Genomic DNA, 24658 nt, shown 5'->3' with positions numbered 1-24658 from the left:
GGCTACAGCGAGCCGCCCGCCCGGTTGGTGCGCACGATCAGGTAGACGAGGAAGGGCGCGCCCAGGGCGCCGGTGATCACCCCCACCGGGTAGCGGGTGCCGAACGCGAACTGGCCGCAGAAGTCGGCCACCAGCACCAGCAGCGCCCCCACCAGGGCCGCCGGCAGCAGCAGCGACCCGTCGCGCCCCACCACGCGCGCCGCGATCGGCCCGGACAGGAACGCGACGAACGCGATCGGCCCGGCCGCCGCCGTGGCGAACGCGATGAGCCCCACCGACCCGATGACGGCCACCAGCCGCACCAGCTCCACCCGCACGCCCAGCGCCGCCGCCGTCTCGTCGCCCAGTTGGATGATCGACAGGCGCGTGGACTGCGCCAGCAGCAGCGGCCCGATGACCAGCAGCGCCACCACCACCGGCAGGGTCTCCGCCCACGTGGTGCCGTTGAGGCTGCCGGTCAGCCACCGCATGGCCTCCTGGAGGTCCCAGGACGCCGCCTGGTCCAGGATGTAGGAGGTCGCGCTCTCCAGCATGGCCGAGATCCCGATCCCGATCAGGATCAGCCGGGTGCCCGACACCCCGTTCTTGAACGACAGCAGGTACACCGCCCCCGCCACCAGCAGCCCGGCGGTGATCGCGAACACCGACACCCCGATCCCGTCGAGCGACAGCACGATGATCGCGAAGGTCGCCGCCGCCCCGGCCGCCCAGTTGATGCCGATGATGTCGGGGCTGGCCAGCGGGTTGCGCAGCAGCGTCTGGAACGTCACCCCGGCCAGCCCGAAGCACAGCCCGGCCACCAGCGCCAGCACCGCGCGCGGCAGCCGCAGCCGCCCCACGGTGAACGACGCGCCGGGCACGTTCTGCCCCAGCAGCACCCCCAGCACGTCGCCGGGCGGGTAGAACGTCTGCCCCACCATCAGGCTGACGGCGAAGGCCACCACGATCAGGGCGGCGAGCACCCCGATGACGGCGCGGCGCCGGAGCGCGCGCCGCGCCCGGTCGCGGCCGATGGAGGGGGCGGTGGAGAGGTTCACAGCGAGCGCACCTTCTGGCGGCGGACGATGTAGACGAAGAACGGGGCGCCGAGCAGGGCGGTCACGATCCCCACGTCGATCTCCGCGGGCCGGGCCACCAGGCGGCCGACCACGTCGGCGGCCGTCAGCAGCGCCGCGCCGGCCAGCACGGAGAACGGCAGCAGCCAGCGGTGGCCCACCCCCACGAGGAGCCGGCACATGTGCGGCACGACCAGCCCGACGAACCCGATCGGCCCGCACACGGCGGTGGTGGCCCCGCACAGCACGACCGCGCCCACCGAGGCCGCCGTGCGCACGAGCGCCACCCGCGTGCCCAGCCCGGCGGCGAGTTCGTCGCCGAGGGCCAGCAGGTCCAGCCCGGCGGCCGACAGCAGGCACACGGCCGCGCCCACCGCCAGGAACGGCAGCACGTACCCGATGGCCTCGTAGGTGCCGCCGCCCACCCCGCCGATCTGCCAGGACCGCACCCGGTCGGCGATGTCGGCGCGCGGCAGCACCACGGCGCTGATGAACGCCGACAGCGCGACGGAGGTCGCCGCGCCGGCCAGGGCGAGCTTGAGCGGTGTCGCGCCGCCCCGCCCCAGCGACCCGATGACGTGGACGAACACCGCCGTGGCGGCGGCGCCGGCGATCGCCGTCCAGATGGTGGCGGTCGCCGAGGACAGCCCGAAGTAGGACAGGCCGACCACCACGGCGAGCGAGGCGCCCATGTTGACGCCCAGGATCCCGGGGTCGGCCAGCGGGTTGCGGGTTACCCCCTGCATGGCCGCGCCCGACAGCCCCAGCGCCGCGCCCGCCAGCACCGCGAGCAGGGTGCGGGGCACGCGCTTGGCCACCGCCGCCTGGTCGAAGCCCTCGGCCGAGCCGCCCAGGGCCGCCACGACCTCCGCCCAGGGCACGGTGCGCGAGCCCACGGCGACCGAGGTGAACATGAGCGCGGCGAGGGCGGCGACCAGGCCGGCCAGCCACAGGACGCGGGCGGGGCGGTTGCCGCCGCCACTACGCCTCGCCGGCGGCCGCGGACAGCAGCTCCAGGTAGTCCTCCAGCACCCAGGAGATCGACAGCGGCGTGGGGTTGGCGGCGGTGCCCAGCGGCTCCTCGCCGGGCAGGTTGACGACCGCGCCGTCGGCCACCGCCGGCATCTGCGACAGCAGCGGGTCCTCCTCCAGGCTGCGCACGAGGTCGTCGCCGCCGTAGGTCACGATGATGTCGACGTCGTTGAACGCGTCGGCCCGCTCGGCGCTGCGCGTCAGGGAGAACTGGTCGGTCTCCTCCGAGGCGGTCGCGATGCTCTCCGGCGTCTCCAGGCCGAGGTCGGCGAAGAACTGGGCGCGGGTGTCGTGGGTGGTGTAGAAGCTGACCTCGCTGAGGTCGGAGGAGTCCACGTGGGTGAGGAACATCGCCGACCGGCCCTCGATCTCGGGGTACTCGGCCACGGAGTCCGCGATCTCGCCCTCCAGGTCGGAGATGAGTTGCGCGCCCTCGTCGGCCATGCCCAGCGCCCGGCTGTTCAGCTCGATCATCTCCCGCCAGGGCGTGCCCCAGGCGGTCTCGGGGTAGGCCACGACGGGCGCGATCTCGCTGAGGGTGTCGTAGTCCTCCTGCGTCAGCCCGGAGTAGGCGGCGAGGATGACGTCGGGCCGGGTGTCGGCGACCGCCTCGAAGTCGATGCCGTCGGTCTCGTCGAACAGCGTCGGGGTCTCGGCGTCCAGTTCGGTGAGCCGCTCCTCGACCCAGGGCAGCACGCCGTCGCCGTCGTCGTCGCCGAAGTCGGCGGAGGCCATGCCGACCGGCACGACCCCCAGGGCCAGCGGGACCTCGTGGTTGGCCCAGTTGACGGTGGCGACGCGCTCGGGCTTGGCGTCGATGGTCGTCGTGCCCAGCGCGTGCTCGATGGTGATGGGCTCCCAGTCGCCGGAGCCCTCGCCGCCGCCGTCGGAGGAGGGGGAGGAGCAGGCGGCGAGCCCGCAGGCGAGCAGTGCGGCCGTGGACAGCGCGACCAGCCGTGAAGCGCGGGGCATGGTTTCCTTCCGGTTGTGGCCGGGGGTGCGGCCGCCGCCACGGCGGGGGCGGGGCTCCGGTGCCGGACCGCCCGTTGCGTCGGGCGGCGGCGCGGTGCGCCGCCCGAGGGGGCGGAGGGGACGGCGGCCGGAGCGCCGCGTGCGGGGCGCGGGGGCGTACGCCGCCGCAGCCGTGGCAGGTGGTTAGGTTTGCCTAACCGAATTTAGAAGAGCGCCCAAAAGTGCGCAATACCGCGTATAAGACATTCTTTCTAGCGAAACGGACACCGGTGCGCCGGAACGCCCGTCCCCGGTGGACCTACCGCTGCGCCCGGAACCGCCCCGGGCTCACCCCGGTGATCCGCCGGAAGGCCGCGCCGAACGCGCTCGCCGAGTGGTACCCCACGCGCAGCGCGACCTCGTCGATCTCCTCGCCGCGCGCCAGCAGCGCCATGGCGTGCTGCACCCGCGCGGTGGCCAGCCACCGGCTGAACCCGGTGCCGGTCTCGGCCAGGAACGCGCGGGTGATGGTGCGGGTGCTCACCCCCAGCCGCGCCGCCCAGGCCGCCAGTGTGGTGGTGTCGGCGGGGTCGGCGCGCACGGCGGCGACGATGGGCGCCAGCAGCGGGGAGTCGGGGATGCGCAGGCTCAGTTCGTGCTCGGCGGGCGCCAGCAGGTCCAGCACCATCGCCTCGGTGCGGGCCCGCGCCGGCGCGGCCAGGCCGGGGGACTCCAGCCGGTCCAGCAGCAGCCGCAGCAGCGGCGTGGTCGCGATGGCGGCGGGCCGGTCGGAGACCAGCGGCACCGCGTGGATCCCGAACTGCGCCGCGCGGTGCAGCGTGCCCGCCGGCGCCCACCCCGAGTGCGCCACGCCGGCCGGGATCCACAGGGCCACCGCCGGGGTCACCGTCCAGACCCGGCCGCCGATCCGCGCCCACGACGCCCCCCGCTCGTTCCACAGCAGCTCGTGGGTGGGGTGGGAATGCTCCTCCCAGAAGGTGTCGCGGTCGATGGCCTCGGCGCGGGTGGCGATGACGAAGGGCACCTCGATCTCGCCGGCGGCGTAGCGCGGCAGCCGGCGGCGGTCGGCGCCGGTGCGCGCGTACCGGGCGGCGGGCGGGTCCGCGGCGGCGGTGACGGCGGCGATATCTGGTCTGACCACGGCATACAGGCTAATCACCGCGCTGTTCGCCGATGGCGGCGCGCCCCGCGCCCCGGGTGCTCGGCCCGGCCGCCGCGCCTCCTGTGCCCCCGCATCCCCCCGCGTCCGCCGTGTCTCCCGCGCCGCCACCGCGCGGCTGTGGGCCGCGCTCCGCCGGTGAGCCCCGTCCCGGGGTCCCTCCCGGCTCCGGGTCCGCGCGGGACGGCGGCGCGGACCCGGCCCCCCGCACAAGCGCGGCGCCCGCACCCCCGTGGGGGCGCGGGCGCCGGAAACCCGCGGCGTCCGTCCGGCTACTGGAACGCGTCCTTGATCCGCTCGCCCGGCCCCTTGGCCTGCGGCGGCTGCTTGGGCTTGCCCGAGGAGTCGACGTGCGAGGTCACGTACTGGGTCGGCTTGGGCGCCGGCCCCGACGCCGGGCCGCCCAGCGCGGCCGGGTCGGCCAGGTACTCGAACGTGTGGCGGCCGTCAGGTGCCGGCCCCGACGCCCACGCGCCCTGGTCGGACTCCGTGCCGTCGGACAGGTGCCACAACGTTCCCGCGTGCTCCTGGTTCTCCTCGTCGAACAGGTCGGAGGGCACCACGGGCCCCTCCACGCCGTCCTCCTGAAGCTGCTGGATCGCCGCCAGCCACAGGTTCTGGTGGTAGGTGTCGCGGGCCAGGTTGAACTTGAGCATGGCCTTGACGCCGGGGTCGTCGGTCATGTGGTAGAGCCGCGCGGTCTGGAGCCGGCCCTGCGCCTCGGCGGCCACGTTGGCCCGGAAGTCGGCCATCAGGTTGCCGCTGGCGACGATGTACTTGCCGTTCCACGGGGTGCCGGCGGAGTCGGCGGGCAGCGCGCCCCCGCCGCCCACGATGGCGTGCTGCGGGTTCATCCCGCCCACCACGGCCGCCACGGCCGGGTCCTTCACGGCCTCGGCGGTGACGTCGTCGGGGGCGCCCTCCAGGAGGCGGGCGACCATCGTGGCCAGCATCTCCACGTGCCCGATCTCCTCGGTGGCGACGTCCATGATCATGTCCTTGTACTTCCCCTCCATGCGGCAGTTCCAGCCCTGGAAGAGGTACTGCATGGTCACGGTCATCTCGCCGAACGCGCCGCCGATCAGCTCCTGGAGCTTCATGGCGTAGAGCGCGTCGGGCTTCTCCGGCTTGGCCTCGAACTGCAAGTGCTTGGTGTGGCGGAACATCTGCTCTCCTTGCCGTGGGCTGCCGGGCGCCGCGCAGGGCTCCACCTGAGCCGCTGGGGAACGCGGGGGCAGCGTGAGGGCGCCGCTACCCGCCGCGCACGGTCCGACTCCCCCGCACGCCCGGTTTTCCGCCGCCGCCCCGGGCCGCGCCGACCGCGCGGTCGGTCTCCGACGGCACGGGCCTGATCACCGATGGTGGCCTTCGAGGGCCGGCCGGGGTTACACTCACGCGCGGCAAACCGGTTCAGTCGACCTACCGCGCGCGCCCGGCCACCGCCCGGCGCGCCCCTTCGACCCGCGTCCGCATCCCCCTCCTCGTGCCCCCGCGCCGCCTGTGCGCCCCGTGCCCCCGCGCGCCACCGGGCAGGCGCCCTCCCCCTCGGCCGTTCGCCCGCCGCGTCCGGCGGCCGGCGCCGGCACCCCTGACCTCAACCAGATCGGAGAAGGTCGTGCACGTCCCCCTCAAGCCGGCGGCCGGCGCCTGCACCGCCCTCGCCCTCGCCGCGGCCCTGACCGCGTGCGGCGGCGACGGCTCCGGCGACAACCGCACCCTCACCTACTGGGCCAGCAACCAGGGCGCCAGCGTGGCCGAGGACGAGGAGGTCCTGCGGCCCGCGCTGGACCGCTTCACCGAGGAGACCGGTATCGAGGTCGAACTGGAGGTGATCCCCTGGAGCGAGCTGTACAACCGCATCCTCACCGCCGTGAGCAGCGGCGACGCCCCCGACGTCCTCAACATCGGCAACACCTGGGCGGCGAGCCTCCAGGAGACCGGGGCGTTCGTGCCGTTCGAGGGCGCCGACCTCGACGCGGTGGGCGGTCAGGACCGGTTCGTGGAGACCAGCTACGCCACCGGCGGCGCGCCCGGCGAGCCGCCGACCTCGGTGCCGCTCTACGGCCTGTCCTACGCGCTGTTCTACAACCCCGCGATGTTCGAGGAGGCCGGGATCGAGGAGCCGCCCGCCACCTGGGAGGAGTTCGTCGCCACCGCCGAGGAGCTGACCCGCGACACCGACGGCGACGGCGAGACCGACCAGTACGGGTTCGCCCTGGAGGGCGGCAGCGAGCGGCAGAACTCCCACATGGCGTTCGTCCTCGGCCGCCAGCACGGCGGGCGACTGTGGGACGACGGCCCCACCTTCGCCTCGCCCGAGCAGGTCGACGCGGTGAAGATGTGGGTCGACCTCATGGCCGAGCACGGGGTGGTCGACCCGGGCAACGCCGAGTTCAGCGACGGCACCCAGGCCGTGGGCGACTTCGTGGACGGCCGCGCCGCCATGGTCATCGTGCAGGGCAGCACCCGCACCAGCATGGCCGAGCGCGGGTTCAGCGACTACGAGATCGCCGAGGTGCCCGTGCTCGACCCGCTGCCCGGCGAGCCGGTGCAGAGCATCGCCGCCGGCATCAACATCAGCGTCTTCACCGACACCGGCGACCGCGAGGGCGCGCTGGCCCTGGTGGAGCACCTGACCAGCCCCGAGGAGCAGGTCTACCTCAGCCAGGAGTTCCAGACCCTGCCCGTGGCCCGGGCCGCCTACGACGACGAGGCGCTGGGTGCCGACGAGCACATGGAGACCTTCCGCACCATCCTGGCCGAGCACGCCGAGCCGATGCCGCAGATCCCCGAGGAGGGCCAGATGGAGACCGTGCTCGGCGAGGCCGTGGCGGGCCTGTTCGCCGAGGCCGCCACCGGCGGCGATGTCAGCGAGGACGCGGTGCGCGCCGCGCTGGAGGACGCCGAGACCCAGATGAACGCCGCCGACTAGCGGCGCGCGCCGGCCACCAACGTCCAGCCACGCCCCCCGCCCCCGCCCTCTTTGCCGGGCGGGGGCGGCGATCCCCCTGGAGGCGCCGCCATGTCCACCGGCCCCGACCGGCCCGCCCGGCCCGCCCGCCCGGCGGGCGCCGCACCGCCCCCCGGGCCGGGCGCCGCACCGCCGCCCCCGGCCCGGCCCCCGGCGGCGCGCCGGGGCGCCGAGCGCCGCCGCCGCTCGCTGCTGCCCTACGGCATGGTCGCGCCCGCGGCCCTGCTGGAACTGCTCATCCACATCATCCCCATGGCCCTGGGGATCTACATCGCCTTCACCTCGCTGACCCAGCTCACCATCCGGCGCTGGACCACCGCGCCGTTCGTGGGCTGGGAGAACTTCGCCGAAGGACTGGACCCCGGCGGCGCGCTGGGCGCCGCGCTCTACCAGAGCCTGTGGCGCACCGTCGTCTACACGGTGTGCGTGGTGGGGCTGTCGTGGGCGCTGGGCATGGCCGCCGCCGTGGCGCTGAACTCCCGGTTCCGCGGCCGGGGCCTGCTGCGCACGCTGTTCCTGGTGCCCTACGCCCTGCCGGTGTATGTGACCGCCATCGTGTGGACGTTCATGGTCAACCAGCGCGACGGCGTGGTGAACCGGCTGCTGGTGGCGGACCTGGGCCTGCTGGAGGAGCGGCCGTTCTGGCTCATCGGCGAGAACGCGTTCTGGGTGCTGGTGGTGGTGTCGGTGTGGCGGCTGTGGCCGTTCGCGTTCCTGATGCTGCTGGCGGCGCTGCAAAGCGTGCCCGACGAGGTGTACGAGGCCGCCGCGATCGACGGCGCCTCCAACTGGAAGCGGTTCACCGCCGTCACCCTGCCCGTGGTGCGCCCCGCCAACGGGGTGGTGCTGCTGGTGATGGGGCTGTGGACGTTCAACGAGTTCGACCTGCCCTACCTGCTGTTCGGCGAGACCTCGCCGGAGAGCGCGCGGCTGGTGTCCCCGCTCGTCTACGAGCACTCCTTCGTCAACTGGAACTTCGGGCTGGGCGCCGCCATGAGCGCGCTGCTGCTGGTGGCGCTGGTGGCGGCCTCGGCCCTCTACATCCGCGCGGTGCTGCCCCGGAGGCGCGCATGACCGAGACGACCGGGTTCCGCTGGTTCCGCCGGCTGACGCTGGGGTTCCTGGCGGCCTTCACCCTGCTGCCGCTGTACGTGCTGGTGACCACCTCGGTCAAGCCGCTGGAGGACGTGCGGGGCCTGTTCACCTGGGTGCCCGAGCGCGTCACGCTGGCGCCCTACGTGGACATGTGGTCGACCATCCCGCTCGCCCGCTTCCTGGCCAACAGCCTGGTGGTGACCGTGTCGGCCACGGCGCTGGCGCTGGCGGTGGCGATCCTGGCGGCCTACCCGCTGGCGCGGCTGCGGTTCCGCGGCGAGCGGGTGTTCGCCATGACCGTGCTGTCCACCCAGATGTTCCCCGGCATCCTGTTCCTGCTGCCGCTGTTCCTGCTCTACGTGCGCACCGAGGACCTGCTGGGGGTGGAGTTGACCGGCACCTACCACGGGCTGATCCTCACCTACCTGACGTTCGCGCTGCCGTTCTCGATCTGGATGCTGGCCAGCCACTTCAGCGCGATCCCCGAGGGGCTGGAGGAGGCCGCGATGATCGACGGCACCGGCCGCCTGGGCGCCCTGGTGCGGGTGGTGCTGCCGGTGGCCCGGCCCGGGATCGTGGCGGTGGGGGTGTTCGCGTTCGTCACGGCCTGGGGCGAGGTGCTGTTCGCCTCGGTGCTCACCGACGACCGGACGCGCACGCTGTCCATCGGGCTCAAGCTCTACACCAGCCAGGTGGACACCCGGTGGAACGAGTTGCTGGCCGCCTCGCTGACGGTCTCGCTGCCGGTGCTGGTGGCGTTCCTGCTGGTCCAGCGGCACCTCGTGTCGGGGCTGTCGGCGGGGGCGGTGCGGTGAGGCGCCGGGGTCGGCTCCGGGGGTGGGGCCGGAGCCGGCTCCGGGCACGGTGCCGGCGCGTCAGCGGCGGCGCAGCACCCACTGGAGGCCGCGCATGGCGTGGCCGTTGAGGCTGGTCATGTCGGCCGGCTCGGCGTGCTCCAGGGCGCACCGGGGGAACAGCGCTTCCAGGTGGGCGGGGTCGTGGTGGCGGAACACCCCGCCGTCGGGGCGGGTGAACACGCCGTGCACCGGGTGGGGGGAGGCGGCGTAGGTGGCGCGGTAGTGGGCGGAGTCCTGGAGCGGGAAGTCGCACAGCACCACCGCCCCGCCGGGGGCGCACAAGCGCTCCACCTCCTCGGTCACGGCGCGCTGGTCGCGCTCGTCGGGGATCACGGTGAGGACCGAGACGAGCAGGACCGCGTCGAAGGCGCCGTCGGGCTCGGCCAGCGGCAGCGCGGGGGCGTGGCGCAGGTCGAGGTCGGGGGACTCCCGGCGGCCGCGCGCGATCAGCGCGGCCGAGGGGTCGGTGCCCACGGTGTTGCGGTACCCGGCGTCGGCCAGGGCGCGCAGCACCCGGCCGTAGCCGCAGCCGAAGTCCAGGATGCGGGCGCCGGTGTCGACGTGGCGCGCGATCAGGTCCAGCGGCACCGGGTGGGTGAAGGTCTTGCCGGCGCCCGGCCCCTCCCAGTACGCCATCGCCATGACCGGCCCCTTTCCGCCGACGGTGGTGCGGTGCTACGGCCCGGCGGCGCGCCGCCGCGCCGGGCACCAGCCTACGGCGGCGCGGACGCGGGCGGGGGTGCGCGCGGCCGGCGGCATGGTCGTGGGCGGGGCGCGCGGCACGCACTGCGGCCGGGCGCGCCGGGCGGTAGGGTCCGGCCCATGCGCCTGCCCACCGACGAGGAGATCCGCGCCCTGCACGTGCGCCACGCGCCCACGCCCGAGGCGCTGGAACTGGTCTACACCCACTGCGAGATCGTGTGCGGGATCGCCGAGCAACTGCTCGACACCGGCGGGTTCGGCCTCGACCGCGACCTGGTGCGCGCCGGAAGCCTGCTGCACGACATCGGCGTCTACCGGCTCTACGACGCCGAGGGCCGGCTGGACCACTCCCGCTACGTGGCCCACGGCGTGCTCGGCCACGCCCTGCTGGAGGAGGACGGGCTGCCGCAGGCGCTGTGCCGGTTCTGCTCCTGCCACACCGGGATGGGCCTGACCAGCCGGGACGTGCTGCGCCAGCACCTGCCGATCCCGGTGGGGGACTACCTCGCGGAGTCGGAGGAGGAGGCGCTGGTGATGTACGCCGACAAGTTCCACAGCAAGACCGACCCGCCGGTCTTCCTGACCCCGGCCGCCTATGCCGCGACGCTGCGCAGGTTCGGCAAGGACAAGGTCTCGAAGTTCGCCGCAATGCGCGAGCGGTTCGGCGAACCGGATCTCACGCCGTTTATCGATAAATACGGCCACGCGCTGGTCTAGGTGTCCGCGCGCAGGCCGATCGATGCGGGGAACGCCCAGTACACAGGGGGAACCGGCAGTCGAATCGACGGTGGTCCGGTAGGCGGAAACGGGTGCGGAATATCCGACTGGATCGTGTTATTACCGACCGGAAACCACACGGGAAACTCCAGAACCGATTACCCCTCTGGATTATAGAACAATTCCCGTTGATGTCTTACTCTGCTTTCCGGAGGCTCCCCCCGGCCTCGCCACGGCACCGTGGGCTCGCTCGCGACGAACGGCGCTCCCCATGACAGCTCACCCCCTGACCGGCGCCCACCCCGGCTGCCCCCACCACACAGCCGCACCTGACCCGGTCGCCCCGGAACGGGCCGTCCTGGCGCCCGGCGAGGAGCCCGTGCAGCGGGTCCGCGACGGCCGGGCCGACCCCCGCGAGGCCGAGGCGTTCCTGCGCCAGTACCACCGCGAGCGGCCCGAGGCCGGACCGGTGGAGCCGCGCCTGCGCCAGGCGCTCGCCGAGATCGCCGCCACCGGCACCTACACCCACACCCGCGCCGAACTCGTCTTCGGCGCCAAGGTCGCCTGGCGCAACGCCGGGCGCTGCCTGGGCCGGCTGTACTGGCAGAGCCTCACCGTGCGCGACCTGCGGCACGTGTCCTCGGCCGAGGGGATCGCGGCGGCCTGCTTCGAGCACCTGCGCCAGGGCCACAACGGCGGGCGGATCCGCCCGGTGGTGTCGGTCTTCGCGCCCGACCGGCCCGGGTGCCCCGGGCCGCGCGTGCGCAACGGCCAGCTCGTGTCCTACGCCGGGTTGCGCGGCACCGGTGGCCGCGTCGGCGACCCCAAAAACGCCGACACCACCGCCCTGGCGCGGCGGCTGGGCTGGCGCGACCCCGTCGGCGAGTTCACCGTGCTGCCGCTGGTGGTGCAGGAGCGCCCCGACCGGGCGCCGCGCTGGTTCCGGCTGCCCGAGGACACCGTGCACGAGGTCGCCATCACCCACCCCCACCTGCCGTGGTTCGCCGAGCTGGGGCTGCGCTGGCACGCGGTCCCGGCGGTGTCGCACCTGGCGCTGGAGGTCGGCGGCGTCTGCTACCCCTCGGCGCCGCAGAACGGCTGGTACATGGTCACCGAGATCGGCGCCCGCAACCTCGGCGACACCGGCCGCTACGACCTGCTGCCCGAGGTCGCCCGCCGCCTGGGCCTCGACACCGCCGCCGAGGACAGCCTCTGGCGCGACCGAGCGCTGGTCGAGCTGAACCTCGCGGTGCTGCACTCCTTCCGCCGCGCCGGGGTCACCATGGCCGACCACCACACCGAGGCGCGCCGGTTCCTCGCCCACATCGAGCGCGAGGACCGGGCGGGGCGCCCGGTCCCGGCCGACTGGAGCTGGCTGGTGCCGCCGATCTCGGGCTCGGCCACCGCCGTGTTCCACCGCTACTACGACCCCGTGCCCGGCGCGCTGCGCCCGGCGTTCGTGGCGCGCCTCCCCTGGTGAGGGCCGCGCGCCCCCGCATCAGCGGCCGTGGCCGCCGGCGGCGGGCGCGCCGGCGCGCCCGGACCGCCCGGTGCGCGGCAGGAACGCGGCCACCAGCAGCGCGGTGAGCGCGGCGGCGGCGCCGATGGCCATGACCACGCGGAAACCGGTCTGGGAGGGCACGTCCACGCCGCCGACCACGATGGTCAACTGCGTCAGCACGGCGCCCGACACCGCGCTGGACACCGAGGTGCCGATGGCGCGCATCAGCGTGTTGAGGCTGTTGGCGGCGGCGGTCTCCGACACCGGCACCGCCGCCATGATCAGCGCGGGCATGGCGCCGTAGGCCAGGCCGATCCCGGCGCCGATCACGGTGGACACCGCCACCAGGTGCCACACGCTCGACATCAGCACGATGCCCAGGCCGTAGCCGGCCGCGACCACGACCGCGCCCAGCATCAGCGTGGTCCGGGGGCCGCGCGCGGCGGAGATCCGCGAGGACACCGGCGCCATGGCCACCATCACCAGGCCCGACGGCCCCATCACCAGCCCGACGGTGAGCATGGACGCCCCCAGTCCGTAGCCGGTGGCCTCGGGAAGCTGGATGAGCTGCGGGAACACCAGCGACATCGCGAACATCGCGAAGCCGAAGACGACGGAGGCGCTGTTGGTCAGCAGCACCTGCCGGCGCACCGTGGTGCGCAGGTCCACCAGCGGGCGGGCGGCGCGCAGCTCCCACAGCACCCACAGCGCCAGCGCGGCGGCGGCGCCGGCGAACAGCCCCACGGTGAGGGCGCTGCCCCAGCCCCAGCCGGCGCCGTTGGAGATCGCCAGCAGCAGGCACACCAGCACGGCCGAGAGCCCGACCGCGCCGAGCAGGTCGAACCGGCCGCCGCTGCGCACCGACGACTCCGGCACCAGCGCGGCGACCAGCGCCAGCGCCGCCACGCCGAAGGCGGCGGCGGTCCAGAACAGCACGTGCCAGTCGGCGCGCTCGGCCAGGAAGGACGCGGCGGGCAGGCCGAGGGCGCCGCCGACGCCGAGGGAGGCGCTCATCAGCGCGATGGCCGAGCCCAGGCGGTCGGCGGGCAGTTCGTCGCGCATGATGCTGATGCCCAGCGGAATGACCCCGGCGGCCAGGCCCTGGAGCACGCGGCCCAGGACCAGGGGCGCCAGGGAGCCGCTGAGCGCGCACACCACCGACCCCAGCACCAGCAGCGCCAGGCTGACCAGCAGCATCCGGCGCTTGCCGTACATGTCGCCCAACCGGCCCACCACCGGCGTGGCCACGGCGCTGGCCAGCAGCGTCGCGGTGATCGCCCAGTTCGTGTCGGCCGGCGTCGCCCCCAGCAGCCCGGGAAGCCGGGGCACCAGCGGGATGACCACCGTCTGCATCAGCGACACCACGATCCCCGCGAAGGCGAGCACCCCCACCACGGTGGCGGTCCGCGGCGCCCGCGCGTTCGGGACCGAGGATGGGGTTGAGGGCGGCGCGGCGGCGGCGTTTGACACGGCGAACCTCCGGGAGAGCGGAAGGGGGAGGAAGGGGGAAGACGCCACCCATTAAATCAGTCGATTGACTTAAAACGGCCGACGCGGGTTGACTGTGCGGTCCAGTCCCCCTGACCCGAGGAGGTCGCCATGGAGCGGCGGAGAACCGGTTTCCCGCTGAGTCGCCCCACGTCAGCGCCTGTCCCGCCGACTCCGCCCGCCGGGCGGGGCGGCCGGGGGGAGCGGCGCCCGGTGGCGTACATCACCCCGCTCGGCGACGCCCCGGCGGGTGGCCTGGTCGCTCGCCGGGCCGGTGCCGGCCGCGTCGGCGCCCGCCGGGCGGGACCGGCGGTGGGGCCGGCCGTGGACCCGGCGGTCGGCGGCCGGCGCGAGGTCCCGGTCCGGTGGTGAGCACGGTCGACGGGCGCCTGCGCCGGGCCGCCGCCACCCGCGAGCACATCCTCGACACCGCCGAGCGGCTGTTCGCCGAGCGCGGCGTGGTCGCGGTGTCCAACCGCCAGATCAGCGAGGCCGCCGGGCAGGGCAACACCGCCGCCGTGGGGTACCACTTCGGCACCAAGGCCGACCTCGTCCGGGCCATCGCCCGCAGGCACGCCGATGACATCGAACGCCGCCGCAAGCTGCTGCTGGCCCGCACCGACCCGGCGGCCGGAGTCCGCGAGTGGGTGGCCTGCCTGGTGCGCCCGGTCACCGAGCACCTCGGCAGCCTGGGAGTGCCCTCCTGGTACGCCAGGTTCGGTGCCCAGTTGGCCACCGACCCCGCGCTGCGCGGCATCCTCACCGACCAGGCGCTGACCACGCCGTCGCTGCGGGAGGTCGTCGACCGCCTCAACCGGCGGCTGCCCGACCTCCCCTTGGAGGTCCACGCCGAACGCGCCGAGATGGCGGGCCAACTCCTCGTCCACATGTGCGCCGAACGCGAACGCGCCCTGGCACGCGGCGCCCCCACCGCCAAGCCCGACTGGCACGGCACCGCCACGGGTCTGATCGACGCGATCACCGCCATCTGGCATGCCGAGGTCACCCCCGCTGAGGTGGCGGGAGGGGAAGCGGAATAGGGGGAGACGCGGCGGGCGTGATCGGTTCGCGGGACGGCTGGTCGGTGCTGCGATGACGGCGGCGACGGCCGGCGACGGCCGGGGGCGGCCGGGGTGGGCGGTCAACGGGCCGCACCCCGGTGGCTGATGCGCCCCGGGCTGGAAGCTACTCCTCCTGCTCGACCCCGCCGGCCAGCAGCGGCTCCAACACCAGTTCCGGGTGGTCGCGCTGGATCACCCGCAGGCGCCACTTGTTGTGGACCAGGACCAGCAGCTCGCCGTCGGAGCGGCGGGTCAGCACCTCCGCGCCCGACAGGCTGTGGGCGGTGGGCGCCGAGGCGGCGTCGGTGCGGCGGGCCAGGGTGTAGTCCAGGTGCGCCAGCTCGATGGGGGCGCGGAACTCCTCGGCCATGCGGTGCGACACCACGTCGAACTGGAGCGGACCCACCGCCGCCAGCACGGGCGCCTGCTCGCCGCGCACGTCGGAGGTCAGCACCTGCACCACGCCCTCGGCGTCGAGCTGGGCGATCCCGCGCTGGAACTGCTTGTAGCGCCCGGCGTCCAGGGCGCGGGCCACCGCGAAGTGCTCGGGGGCGAAGCTGGGGATCGGCGGGAACTCCACCTTCGGACCGGCGTACAGGGTGTCGCCGACCTTCAGCGCGGCGGCGTTGACCAGCGCGATCACGTCACCGGGGTAGGCGGTCTCGATGGTGGTGCGCTCGCTGCCGAACACCGCCTGGGTGTACTTGGTGGCGAAGGGGCGGCCGGTGGCGGCGTGGGTCAGGACCATGCCGCGCTCGAACCGGCCGGTGGACACCCGCACGAACGCCATGCGGTCGCGGTGCGCCTTGTCCATGTTGGCCTGCATCTTGAACACCTGGCCCGAGAACGGCGCGCCGATGGGGCGCTCGGCCCCCCGTGCGTCCACGGGGCCGGTCGGCGCGGGCGCGAGGTCCACCAGCGCCCGCAGAAGCTGGGAGACCCCGAAGTTGGGCAGCGCGGCGCCGAACAGCACCGGCGAGGACTCCCCGGCCATGAACGAGGCGGGGTCGAAGTCGGCGCCGATCTCGCCGAGCAGCTCCAGTTCCTCCACGGCCTGGGTCCAGGCGTCCCCCTCGGCCCCGGCGGCCTCCTCCGGGGTCAGGGTCTCCTCGATGGCGCGGGTGGCGCCGCCGGGGGTGCGGGTGAAGCGGGTGTAGGTGGTGCCGTCGCGCTCCAGCAGGCCGCGGAAGTCGCCGGCGATGCCCACCGGCCAGTTCAGCGGGGTGGGGCGCAGCCCGATGCGCTGCTCGACCTCGTCCAGCAGCTCCAGGGGTTCGCGGCCGGGGCGGTCCCACTTGTTGACGAACGTGATGACGGGCATGCGCCGCGCCCGGCAGACATCGAACAGCTTCAGGGTCTGGGCCTCCAGGCCCTTGGCGGAGTCCAGCAGCATCACGGCGCAGTCCACGGCCGAGAGCACCCGGTAGGTGTCCTCGGAGAAGTCGGCGTGGCCGGGGGTGTCCAGCAGGTTGAGCACCCGGTCGGCGTAGTCGATGCGCAGGGCCGCCGAGGTGATGGAGATGCCGCGCGCCTGCTCCATCTCCATCCAGTCGGAGGTGACCCCGCGCCGCTCGCCCTTGCCGTGGACCGCGCCGGCCGAGGTGATCGCGGCGGCGTGCAGGGCCAGCGCCTCGGTCAGCGTGGACTTTCCGGCGTCGGGGTGGGAGATCACCGCGAAGGTGCGCCGCCTGCCCGCCTCCGCCACGACCTCGCGGGTGGACTTGTCGTTGGTCTCTTCGGCCGTCGTGCTCACCGTTGCCGCCCGTTCCTCACCTGTCGCTGATGGCTGTGCGGTGGCGGACGCCGCGCGGCGGCCCGGTGCCCCGGCCGCCTCGGCGATCCGCAGGTGCTCCGCACCCCATCGAGGCACCTCCGCCCCGACCCTACCCCCACGTGAGGATTCCGGCGCCCGCACCGCCGACACACCCCGGGGCCGCCCCGCGCCCTCGGCGCGCGGCGGCCCCCGGCCGTCCCGCAGTCTCGCCGTCCCGGGGGCGCCTCACGCCCGCCGGTGCGATCCGCCGGTCCGGCCGCCGGGCTCCTCGCCCCCGAGGTCGCCGCCCCCGCGCAGGCCGGCGCCCTCGATGTCGACGTCGGGGAGGACGCGGTCCAGCCACCGGGGGAACCACCAGGCGGCGCGGCCGAACAGCGCCATCACGGCCGGGACCAGGGTCAGCCGCACCAGGAACGCGTCGACCAGCACCCCCACCGCCAGCGCGAAGGCGACCGGCTGGATGGTGGTGTTGTCGTTGAACACGAAGGAGGTGAACACCGCGATCATGATCGCGGCGGCGCACACGACCACGCGGGCGCTGGCGCGGTAGCCGGTGACGACCGCCTCGCGGGCGCCGTCGCCGTGCACGAAGTCCTCCCGCATCCGGCTGACCAGGAACACCTCGTAGTCCATGGCCAGGCCGAACAGGGTGCCGATCAGCACGATCGGCAGGAACGACAGCAGCGTCTCGGTGGGGGTCACGCCGAGCAGGCCGGCGCCCCACCCCCACTGGAACACCGCGACCGTGGCGCCCAGCGCGGCGCCCATGCTCAGCACGAATCCCAGCGCCGCCTTGACCGGCACCACGATCGACCGGAACACCACCATCAGCAGCACCAGGGCCAGGCCCACGACCACCGCGAGGAACAGCGGCATGGCGTCGGCGATGCGCTCGGAGGTGTCGATGCTGCTGGCGGTCGCCCCCGTCACCGAGATCTCGGCGCCGGTGTCGGCCTCCCAGCCGACGCGGGCGCCGCGGATGGCGTGCAGCAGGCCCTCGGTCTCCTCGGCTGAGGGGCCGTGCTCGGGCACGACCACGACCATGGCGGTGTCCTCGGCGTCGTTGTAGACCGGCGCCTGCACGCTGTCCACCTCGTCGAAGTCGGCGAGGTCGGCGCGCACCTCCTCGGCGTCGCCGGTGTCCTCGGACTCCACGGTGACCAGCAGCGACGCGTTGAACCCCGCGCCGAACTTCTCCGTCACGATGTCGTAGGCCCGGTGCTGGGTGCTGTCGGGGGCGCTGGAGGCGTCGGTGGGCAGGCCCAGCCGCATGGCGGGCAGCGGCAGCAGGGCGGCGGCGAGCACGGCCAGTACCGCGACGGTGGGCAGCCACGGCCGCCGGGTGACCAGCCGCGCCCACCGCGCGCCCAGGGTGGCGGTGGAGGTCAGCGCCCGCTCGGCGCGGGCGCCCAGCCCGGGGAGCCGGCCGGCGCCGACGCGCCGGCCGAGCAGGCCCAGCAGCGCCGGCAGCAGGGTGACGGCCACCAGCACCGAGAACACGACGGTGATGGCGGCGGCGATGCCCATCACGGTGAGGAAGGGGATGCGCACCAGGCCCAGGCCGAGCAGGGCGATGACCACGGTGGTGCCGGCGAACACGACCGCGCTGCCGGCGGTGCCGATCGCGCGGCCCGCCGACTCCCGGGGGTCCATGCCCGCGAAGAGTTGCTGCCGGTGCCGGGAGAGCACGAACAGGCTGTAGTCGATGCCGACGGCCAGGCCCAGCATCATGGCCAGCAGGGGAGCGGTGCTGGTGAGGTCCAGCACCTCCGACAGCGCGTAGATGAGCGCCATGCCGGCGCCGGTGCCCGCCAGCGCGGCGAGGATCGGGATGCCGGCGGCGACGAGCGCGCCGAAGTTGAGCACCAGGATGGCCAGCGCGACGAGCAGGCCGACGCCCTCGCCGCCCTGGAGGCCCGAGACCTCGGCGATGGAGATCGACTGGCCGCTGTACTCCACGGTCAGGCCGGCGTCCTCGGCCTGGCCGCCGCTGCCGAGGAGGTCGTCCACCGTCGCGGCGGGCACGCTGCCGTCGGGGTCGGCGAACTGCACCTGGAGCAGGGCGGTGGTGCCGTCCTCGGAGAACAGCGGGATCTGGTCCTTCACCTGCTGGTCGATCCGGTCGACCGCTTCGTCGGGGAGGTCGCCGTCGGCGATGGCGCGGTCCACCCGCTGCTCGACCTGGGCGCGGGCGGCATCCTCGTCGAAGGGCGGGGTCTGGGCGCGGACCTGGTCGCGCGCCTGGTCCTCGGCCTGCGCCAGCGCCTGCTCGCGGCCGCGCGTGCCCTCGGGGTACTGCCGGTCGACCTGACGGCGGGCCTGGTCGAGGGCCTCGTCCTCGGCGTCGGCGACCTGCGACTCGTAGTCGGCGCGCGCCTGCTTCATCCCCTCGTCCACCAGGGTCTGGCGGACCTCGTCGCTGTGCAGCGCGCGGTCGTAGCCCTCGTCGTAGAGGTCGAAGGGGTTGGTGACCGACTCGACGCCGTCGATGCCCTCGATGCGCTCGGCGGTGGCGTCCACGGCCGGGCGGTAGCGGTCACCGGTCACGTCGCGGCCGTGCGGCGCCTCCAGCACGACGGTGGCCCGTCCGCCGCTGCGCTCGGGGAAGCGCTCCTGGAGCATGTCCACGGTGTCCTGGGACTCCGTGCCCGGGATGGAGAAGGAGTCGTTGACGGGCACGCGGAACACGGCGGCGGCCGCGATGAGCGCCACGAGCAGGAGGACCCAGGCGCCGATGACCGGCCAGCGGTGGCGGTAGGCGAACTTGCCCAGGCGGTACAGGAGCGTTGCCATGGTTGCTTCCCCGAAGGTTGGCGGTGCCGTGAGGGGCATCGTGCAAGACTGATGAAGTCTTCATTTCTGATGTAACTGTCAAAACAGACTATAAGTCGGCCGGCAAAGAGCCGTTCACCTGCGCGTATGTGGCGTCCCCCACTTGCCGTCACCGTCCGTGACGGAGAGGGCGGCGCCTTCGGGTGGCCACCGGGAAGCGTGGGGGAAAGCACGGCGGAAAAGCCCGCACGCGGGACGAGGGCGCGCGCAGGAGCCGCCCCGGCGCAGGGAACCGAGGAGGGAGAGGGAAAAGGAGGAGCGGAGGTCGGCTAGCCCGCCGGGGTGGCGGCCGGGGCGGGCAGCGGCGCGTGCGCGAGGTCCCGGGCCTGGTCGGCGGGCACGCCGAACATGGTCAGGACGTGTTCGGCCAGATCGTCCGAGGCGTCCTCGGCCAGCCGCCCGGGCTCCTCCAGTTGCAGGTGGATGAGGGCGATCAGCGAGCCGCCGACCATCGCCAGCCCCAGGTCGGGGTTGGTCAGGGTGAACCGGCCGGCCTCGATCCCGCGCCGGATGTCGGCCAGCGCGCGCGGCGCCAGGCCGTGGTCGGCCGACAGGTAGGCCATGCCGTTGCGCACCAGGATGCGGGCGAGTTCGGGGTGGGTGGCGCCGAGCCGGGCGGTGGCGCGCACGGCCAGCGCGAACGCGGCGGCGGGGTCCTCACTGCCCTCGGTGAGGGAGTCGAGCAGGCGGCCGTGCTCCTCCAGCACGTCCTCGATGGCGGCCCGCACCAGGTCGTGCTTGTCGGCGAAGTGGTTGTAGAAGGACCCGAGCCCGACGTCGGCTTCGTCGGTGATCTCCTGCACGCTGAACCCGGTGTCGCCCTTGCGGGCGATGAGCGCCCGGCCGGCGTTAATCAGCGCCTGCCGCGTACGCGCCTTGCGCCGCGCGGTGCGCGGCACCGCGGCACCCGCCCCCTGCGGGGAGCCGCCGTGCCCGTCAGCCGACTGCGCGCTCGCCATGGGTTCGAGAATAGTCGACCCGCACCCCAGGACTGAGGATTCCTTCACTCCTGAGCTGGGGAGCGCGGGGTCGCCGACTCGCCCAGGGCGGGCGTGGGGCCGTCGCGACGCCTACACGCCGACGCCGGGCGTCGACCCTCCTGAGCGGGGGAGCGCGGGGCCGCCGACTCGCCCAGGGCGGGCATGGGGCCGTCGCGACCCCTAGACATCGGTGCCGGCGCCGCCCCGCCTGTGCTCCGGGGTTGTGCCGCCGGTTCTCCTCCGCTCGGGGGTCGGGCCGCCGGCCCGCCCAACCTGCGGCGCCGGGCGCCGCCCCTCCCACATCCGGTCTCAGACGGCCCTCCGGCCTACATCCCTGCCTCGTCGGGGACGGTGCCGCCCGTACCCGCGCGGCCGAGCACGTGCCGCAGGGCGGGCTCCAGCCTCGGGTGGCGGAAGTGGTGCCCGGCCTCGCGCAGCCGCGCGGGCACGACGTGCTGGTTGGCCAGGGCGAGTTCGCGAGTGCCCTCGCGGCCGAGGAGGACGCGCGGGCCCAGGTCGGGCACGGGCAGCAGCGCGGGGCGGTGCAGCACCCGCGCCAGGACGCGGGTGTAGTCGCTGTTGCGCTGCGGCTCGGGCGCCACGGCGTTGACGGGGCCGGCCAGGTCCGCGTCGAGCACGGCCCGCAGGTAGACGTCGGCCAGGTCGTCGATCCCGATCCACGACAGCCACGGCCGCCCGCCGCCGATCTCTCCGCCCAGCCCGGCGGCGAACAGCGGGTACAGCAGCCGCAGCGTCCCGCCGCGCGGCGTCTGGACGATCCCGGTGCGCACGTGGACCGTGCGCAGGCCCGCCTCCCGCGCAGGGGCGGCCGCGCCCTCCCAGTCGGCCACGAGGTCGGCGAGCACGCCCTCCCCGCGCGGGCTGGCCTCGGTCAGCACCTCCTCGCCCCGGTCGGGGCCGTAGTAGCCGATGGCGGAGGCGGCGACGAAGACGCGCGGCCCGTCGGGCGCGGCCGCCGCGACCTCGGCCAGCCGCCGCGTGGGGCCGATGCGGCTGTCGCGGACCCGCGCCTTGTGCGCCTCGGTGAAGCGCCCGGCGATCGAGGCGCCGGCCAGGTGGACCACGGCGTCCACCCCGGCCAGCAGGTTGCGCGCGGGGGCGTCGGGCACCCACCGGCGCTCGTCGGGCGTGCGGGGCGCGCGCCGCACCAGCCGGACCACGCGGTGGCCGCCGGTGGACAGCAGCGCGGTGACGGCTCCGCCCACCAGGCCCGAGGCGCCGGTGACGGCCACCGTCAGCGGCGCGTCGCCCCACGCGCGGGCGCGGGCGTGGGCGGCGAGGTCGTCGGCGAGCTGGGCGTAGCGGTAGGTGAACATCGCGCGCAGCAGCCGCGCGGGGGCGTTGGTCTCGACGGCGTCGATCACCCGGGTGGCGTCCTCGCCCTCAGGCGCGAACGCGTGCGTGTGCCGCCAGGTCAGCGCCGAGGCCAGCGGGCGCGACACGAGTTCGTCCACGAACCGGTGCGGCGGCCGGTACCCGGATGCCTGATGCGCGGCGACCCACCGCAGGCCGCCGGGCAGCACCAGCACCGCCCGCCCGTCCCGCAGCGAGCGCGCCTCGGACCGCACCCGCACCGGCTGCCAGGGCGGCGTCAACCGCCGTATCGCCCCCGGCCGCCCGTACCACGCGAACACCTCACCGATCGGCGCGTCCACCACACCACTGAACCGCACAACCCCCACAGCCCACCTCCCGAACACCAACCCCACACCCCCTCTACCCACCCACCCCCCATCCGACGACCCACGACCGGCGCGGGGGCAGAGAGCGGTGGTTCGGCGTGGGGAGGGTCAGGGGGCGGTGTGGCGGAGGGCGATCACGTTGTCCGTCACCACGGCCTGCCGGCCGTTGGGGCCGGTGGCGGTGCGTTGCGGGGCCTCCAGGCGTTCGGGGTGCCAGGCGGGGCCGAGGGACAGGGAATCGGCGGTCTCCTGCGGGGTGGGGAAGACGTGGTGCTTGTCGGCGTTCCAGCTCCACGGGGCCACCGAGGCGTGGTCGACGATGAGGAGCAGCCCGCCGGGCGCGGTCGCGGCGGCGGCGCGGCGCAGCACCCGCTCGCGCGGGAAGTCCAGGGGCGTGTGGAAGTAGCTCGCGGTCACGAGGTCGAAGGCGCCCTCGGGGAAGGTGTGCTCCAGGTCGTGCCGCTCGGTCGTGATGCGGTCGGCCGTGCCGTCGGCGGCGGCCGCCTCGGCGAGTCGGGCCAGCGCGGTGGCCGACACGTCGACCGCCGTGACGCGCCAGCCGAGGGACGCAAGCCAGCGGGCGTCGCCGCCGTGCCCGCACCCCAGGTCCAGCGCAGTTCCCGGGACCGGGCACAGGGCGGGCACGGTGTCGGCCAGGACGGCGTTGGGCCGGGTGCCCCACCCGGGGTCGGAGCCGAGGTAGTGCCGCTCCCAGAAGTCCTCGCTGGGTGTGGTCATGGTGCTGCTCCTTCTGCGGTGAGGGGGGATGGAGAGGAGAGGGGATGGAGTGCGGAGACGGCTTCCACTCTCCGCACGCCCCCGCGATTCCGCAAATACACTTGCGGAACATGCAAACGAACACGGACCCGGGCGGCGTACCGGGCGACGGCGTCGACGCCCTCCTCGAAACGGTGGGTCCGCGCCTGCGCGAGGTCCGCACCCGGCGGCAGCTCAAACTCGCCGACGTGGCCGAGCGCACGGGCCTGTCGGTGAGCACGCTCTCGCGTCTGGAGTCGGGCCTGCGGCGCCCCTCCCTCGACGTACTGATCCCGCTCGCCCAGCTCTACCGCGTGCCGCTGGACGAACTGGTCGGCGCGCCCGCCACCGGCGATCCGCGCATCCACCCCAAGCCCGTGCGCCGCGACGGGATGATCTACATCCCCCTGACGACCGGACGCGGCGCCCCGGTGCAGGCGTTCAAGCTGATCCTGCCCGGCCGCGACCCGCAGGCGCCGATCCGGCAGAGCGTCCACGGCGGCTACGAGTGGCTGTACGTGCTCACCGGCCCGCTCCACCTCAAGCTCGGCGCGGAGTTGACCGTCCTGGAGGACGGCGAGGCGGCGGAGTTCGACACCCGCCGGCCCCACGGCATCGCCAGCGGATCCACCCGCCCCGCCGAAATCCTCATCCTCTTCAGCCCGCAGGGGGAGGAGATCCACATCCGCGACGCCTGACGGCACCCGGCCGTCAGGAAAAGGCCGGCCCCGCACCGCGGCTGATCTTGTGGCGAATTCCCCGGAAAAACGGCACCATGGCGCGGTGATCGAATTCCCCTACCACGGGTCCGGGCCGTACTGCTATTCCAGTTGCCTGGCCATGATGATGGGCGCCGACGCGCCGCCGATCGGGATCGTCGAGACCGCCACCGGAAGCGCCTTCGGCATGCAGTTGGTCGGCGGCACGCTGCCGTTCTTCGACGCGTTCGGCTGGAACCCCGAGATCGGCGTGGACAGTGCGCTGGCCGCCTTCGGGTGGGCCGCCGACACGTTCAGCGGGGGCGACGCGGGCGCGGCGCTGGACCGGCTCGCCGCCCTGCTCAAGCACGGCCCGGTCATGGTCGGCCCCGTGGAGATGGGCTATTTCAGCCACCAGCCGGGAATGGCCGGACCGATCGGCGCGGACCACTACGCCGTCGTCCTGGAAATGGCGTGGGGAACGGCCGACGACCACGTCGTCCTGCACGACCCCCAGGGATACCCCTACGCCCGGCTGCCGCTCGCCGATTTCACCAGTGCGTGGAGCGCCCGCACCGTAGACTACGGCGCGCCGTTCACCGTGCGCGCGAACTTCCGCCGGACCGCGCACGTCCGCGCCGAGGAAGCCGTGGCCGCCGCCATCCCCGGCGCCGTCGACCGCCTGAGCGGCAACCCCGCGCCCGCCGTCCCCGCCCCCGTCCCCGGTGACCCTGCCCCTGGCGACCCCGCTCCCGCGCCCGGCGCCGTGGACCCCGACCCCGCCCCTCCCGTGCCGCCGGGGACCCTCGGCAACGGTGATGCGGCCCTCGCGCTCGCCGACCTGCTGGAGGCCGGCGGCGCGGACGGCCTCCGCGACCACCTCGTCCACTTCGCCGTCCGCGTCGGCGCCCGCCGCCTGGCGGACGCGGCCGCCTGCCTGCGCGCCGCCGGCCGGCCCGAAGCGGCGGCCGTGATGACCGGGCAGGCCCGCCTGGTGGGCTCCCTCCAGCACCCGCTGGCCACCGGCGACTTCGGGACGGCCGCCACCGCCCTGCGCGCCCTGGCCCCCACCTACGACCGCCTGCGGGATGCCCTCCGGTCCCGATAACGCTTTCCAGCCCCCGCCCCGCTGACCGGTACCGGACGGAACAGGGCGGAACAAACCGGGACCTCCCCTCCCCCCGGTCCCGCGCCCGGCCGCCCGGCCACGGCCCGCCGCAGGTCGCGGTCGGTCCGGGCGGCCGGCCCCCGCACCACTCCCTCACCGGCCCCCTGAGCGCCCCCTTACCCCGCACCCCGGTTGTC

At 74.5% G+C, this 24658-nt stretch carries 20 protein-coding genes; 8 read left to right on the top strand and 12 right to left on the bottom strand.

Annotated features, from left to right (window positions below; genetic code table 11):
- Positions 1-2: 2 nt before the first annotated feature.
- The 5 genes from LG943_RS04640 to LG943_RS04620 form a co-directional block, all read right to left on the bottom strand.
- Complete coding sequence (locus LG943_RS04640; RefSeq protein WP_270070904.1) at positions 3-1037, bottom strand: FecCD family ABC transporter permease; 1035 nt, start codon at positions 1035-1037, stop codon at positions 3-5.
- Complete coding sequence (locus LG943_RS04635) at positions 1034-1969, bottom strand: FecCD family ABC transporter permease (RefSeq protein WP_408648542.1); 936 nt, start codon at positions 1967-1969, stop codon at positions 1034-1036. The genes LG943_RS04640 and LG943_RS04635 overlap by 4 nt, the downstream gene beginning before the upstream one ends.
- A 67-nt stretch (positions 1970-2036) precedes the next feature.
- A complete protein-coding gene (locus LG943_RS04630; protein WP_270070903.1) occupies positions 2037-3059 on the bottom strand; it encodes an iron-siderophore ABC transporter substrate-binding protein in 1023 nt (340 codons plus the stop codon).
- A 298-nt stretch (positions 3060-3357) separates the two neighbouring features.
- Positions 3358-4200: a helix-turn-helix transcriptional regulator gene (locus LG943_RS04625; RefSeq protein ID WP_408648541.1), complete on the bottom strand. Its 843-nt coding sequence runs from the start codon at positions 4198-4200 to the stop codon at positions 3358-3360.
- A gap of 290 nt (positions 4201-4490) precedes the next feature.
- Positions 4491-5384 carry a manganese catalase gene (locus LG943_RS04620; RefSeq protein WP_270070902.1) on the bottom strand — a complete coding sequence of 298 codons (894 nt, stop codon included), beginning with the start codon at positions 5382-5384 and terminating at the stop codon, positions 4491-4493.
- Positions 5385-5833: 449 nt separating this feature from the next.
- Here LG943_RS04620 and LG943_RS04615 point away from each other — a divergent pair, with 449 nt between their 5' ends.
- The 3 genes from LG943_RS04615 to LG943_RS04605 all read left to right on the top strand — a co-directional run bounded on the left by LG943_RS04615 (position 5834) and on the right by LG943_RS04605 (position 9099).
- A complete protein-coding gene (locus LG943_RS04615) occupies positions 5834-7150 on the top strand; it encodes an extracellular solute-binding protein (RefSeq protein ID WP_270070901.1) in 1317 nt (438 codons plus the stop codon).
- Positions 7151-7240: 90 nt separating this feature from the next.
- The gene (locus LG943_RS04610) at positions 7241-8263 is read left to right on the top strand and encodes a carbohydrate ABC transporter permease (RefSeq protein WP_270070900.1); all 1023 of its coding nucleotides are present in this window, start codon (positions 7241-7243) and stop codon (positions 8261-8263) included.
- Positions 8260-9099, top strand: coding sequence for a carbohydrate ABC transporter permease (locus LG943_RS04605; protein WP_270070899.1), 840 nt, complete (start codon positions 8260-8262; stop codon positions 9097-9099). Before LG943_RS04610 ends, LG943_RS04605 begins: the two co-directional genes overlap by 4 nt.
- A gap of 60 nt (positions 9100-9159) precedes the next feature.
- Here the strand turns inward: LG943_RS04605 and LG943_RS04600 are convergent, their stop codons facing one another.
- Positions 9160-9783 carry a class I SAM-dependent methyltransferase gene (locus LG943_RS04600; RefSeq protein ID WP_270070898.1) on the bottom strand — a complete coding sequence of 208 codons (624 nt, stop codon included), beginning with the start codon at positions 9781-9783 and terminating at the stop codon, positions 9160-9162.
- A gap of 180 nt (positions 9784-9963) precedes the next feature.
- Here LG943_RS04600 and LG943_RS04595 point away from each other — a divergent pair, with 180 nt between their 5' ends.
- Complete coding sequence (locus tag LG943_RS04595) at positions 9964-10560, top strand: HD domain-containing protein (RefSeq protein ID WP_270070897.1); 597 nt, start codon at positions 9964-9966, stop codon at positions 10558-10560.
- Positions 10561-10831: 271 nt separating this feature from the next.
- Positions 10832-12040, top strand: coding sequence for a nitric oxide synthase oxygenase (locus LG943_RS04590; RefSeq protein ID WP_270070896.1), 1209 nt, complete (start codon positions 10832-10834; stop codon positions 12038-12040).
- An 18-nt stretch (positions 12041-12058) separates the two neighbouring features.
- On the opposite strand, the gene LG943_RS04585 is transcribed toward LG943_RS04590, so the two are convergent.
- Positions 12059-13414, bottom strand: coding sequence for an MFS transporter (locus LG943_RS04585; RefSeq protein ID WP_408648546.1), 1356 nt, complete (start codon positions 13412-13414; stop codon positions 12059-12061).
- 500 nt (positions 13415-13914) lie between these two features.
- On the opposite strand from LG943_RS04585, the gene LG943_RS04580 reads away from it, so the two are divergent.
- Positions 13915-14589: a TetR/AcrR family transcriptional regulator gene (locus LG943_RS04580; RefSeq protein WP_408648540.1), complete on the top strand. Its 675-nt coding sequence runs from the start codon at positions 13915-13917 to the stop codon at positions 14587-14589.
- Positions 14590-14734: 145 nt separating this feature from the next.
- On the opposite strand, the gene LG943_RS04575 is transcribed toward LG943_RS04580, so the two are convergent.
- The 5 genes from LG943_RS04575 to LG943_RS04555 all read right to left on the bottom strand — a co-directional run bounded on the left by LG943_RS04575 (position 14735) and on the right by LG943_RS04555 (position 22637).
- Positions 14735-16363, bottom strand: a complete 1629-nt coding sequence (locus LG943_RS04575; RefSeq protein WP_270070893.1) for a peptide chain release factor 3 — start codon at positions 16361-16363, stop codon at positions 14735-14737.
- 246 nt (positions 16364-16609) lie between these two features.
- Entirely contained in the window at positions 16610-19177 is a 2568-nt protein-coding gene (locus LG943_RS04570; RefSeq protein ID WP_270070892.1) for an MMPL family transporter, read from the bottom strand.
- Positions 19178-19485: 308 nt separating this feature from the next.
- Positions 19486-20175: a TetR/AcrR family transcriptional regulator gene (locus LG943_RS04565; RefSeq protein WP_270070891.1), complete on the bottom strand. Its 690-nt coding sequence runs from the start codon at positions 20173-20175 to the stop codon at positions 19486-19488.
- A 347-nt stretch (positions 20176-20522) separates the two neighbouring features.
- Complete coding sequence (locus LG943_RS04560) at positions 20523-21872, bottom strand: TIGR01777 family oxidoreductase (protein ID WP_270070890.1); 1350 nt, start codon at positions 21870-21872, stop codon at positions 20523-20525.
- Positions 21873-22007: 135 nt separating this feature from the next.
- Positions 22008-22637 carry a class I SAM-dependent methyltransferase gene (locus LG943_RS04555; protein ID WP_270070889.1) on the bottom strand — a complete coding sequence of 210 codons (630 nt, stop codon included), beginning with the start codon at positions 22635-22637 and terminating at the stop codon, positions 22008-22010.
- A 110-nt stretch (positions 22638-22747) separates the two neighbouring features.
- On the opposite strand from LG943_RS04555, the gene LG943_RS04550 reads away from it, so the two are divergent.
- Together LG943_RS04550 and LG943_RS04545 are read left to right on the top strand one after the other, a co-directional pair.
- The gene (locus LG943_RS04550; RefSeq protein WP_270070888.1) at positions 22748-23353 is read left to right on the top strand and encodes a helix-turn-helix domain-containing protein; all 606 of its coding nucleotides are present in this window, start codon (positions 22748-22750) and stop codon (positions 23351-23353) included.
- A gap of 85 nt (positions 23354-23438) precedes the next feature.
- Entirely contained in the window at positions 23439-24461 is a 1023-nt protein-coding gene (locus LG943_RS04545; protein ID WP_270070887.1) for a hypothetical protein, read from the top strand.
- The last annotated feature ends 197 nt before the right edge of the window (positions 24462-24658 follow it).

This window comes from Streptomonospora mangrovi, from assembly GCF_027604915.1.
GTDB classification, from domain to species: Bacteria; Actinomycetota; Actinomycetes; order Streptosporangiales; family Streptosporangiaceae; genus Streptomonospora; species Streptomonospora mangrovi.
This window is presented reverse-complemented; position numbering and strand designations above follow the sequence as displayed.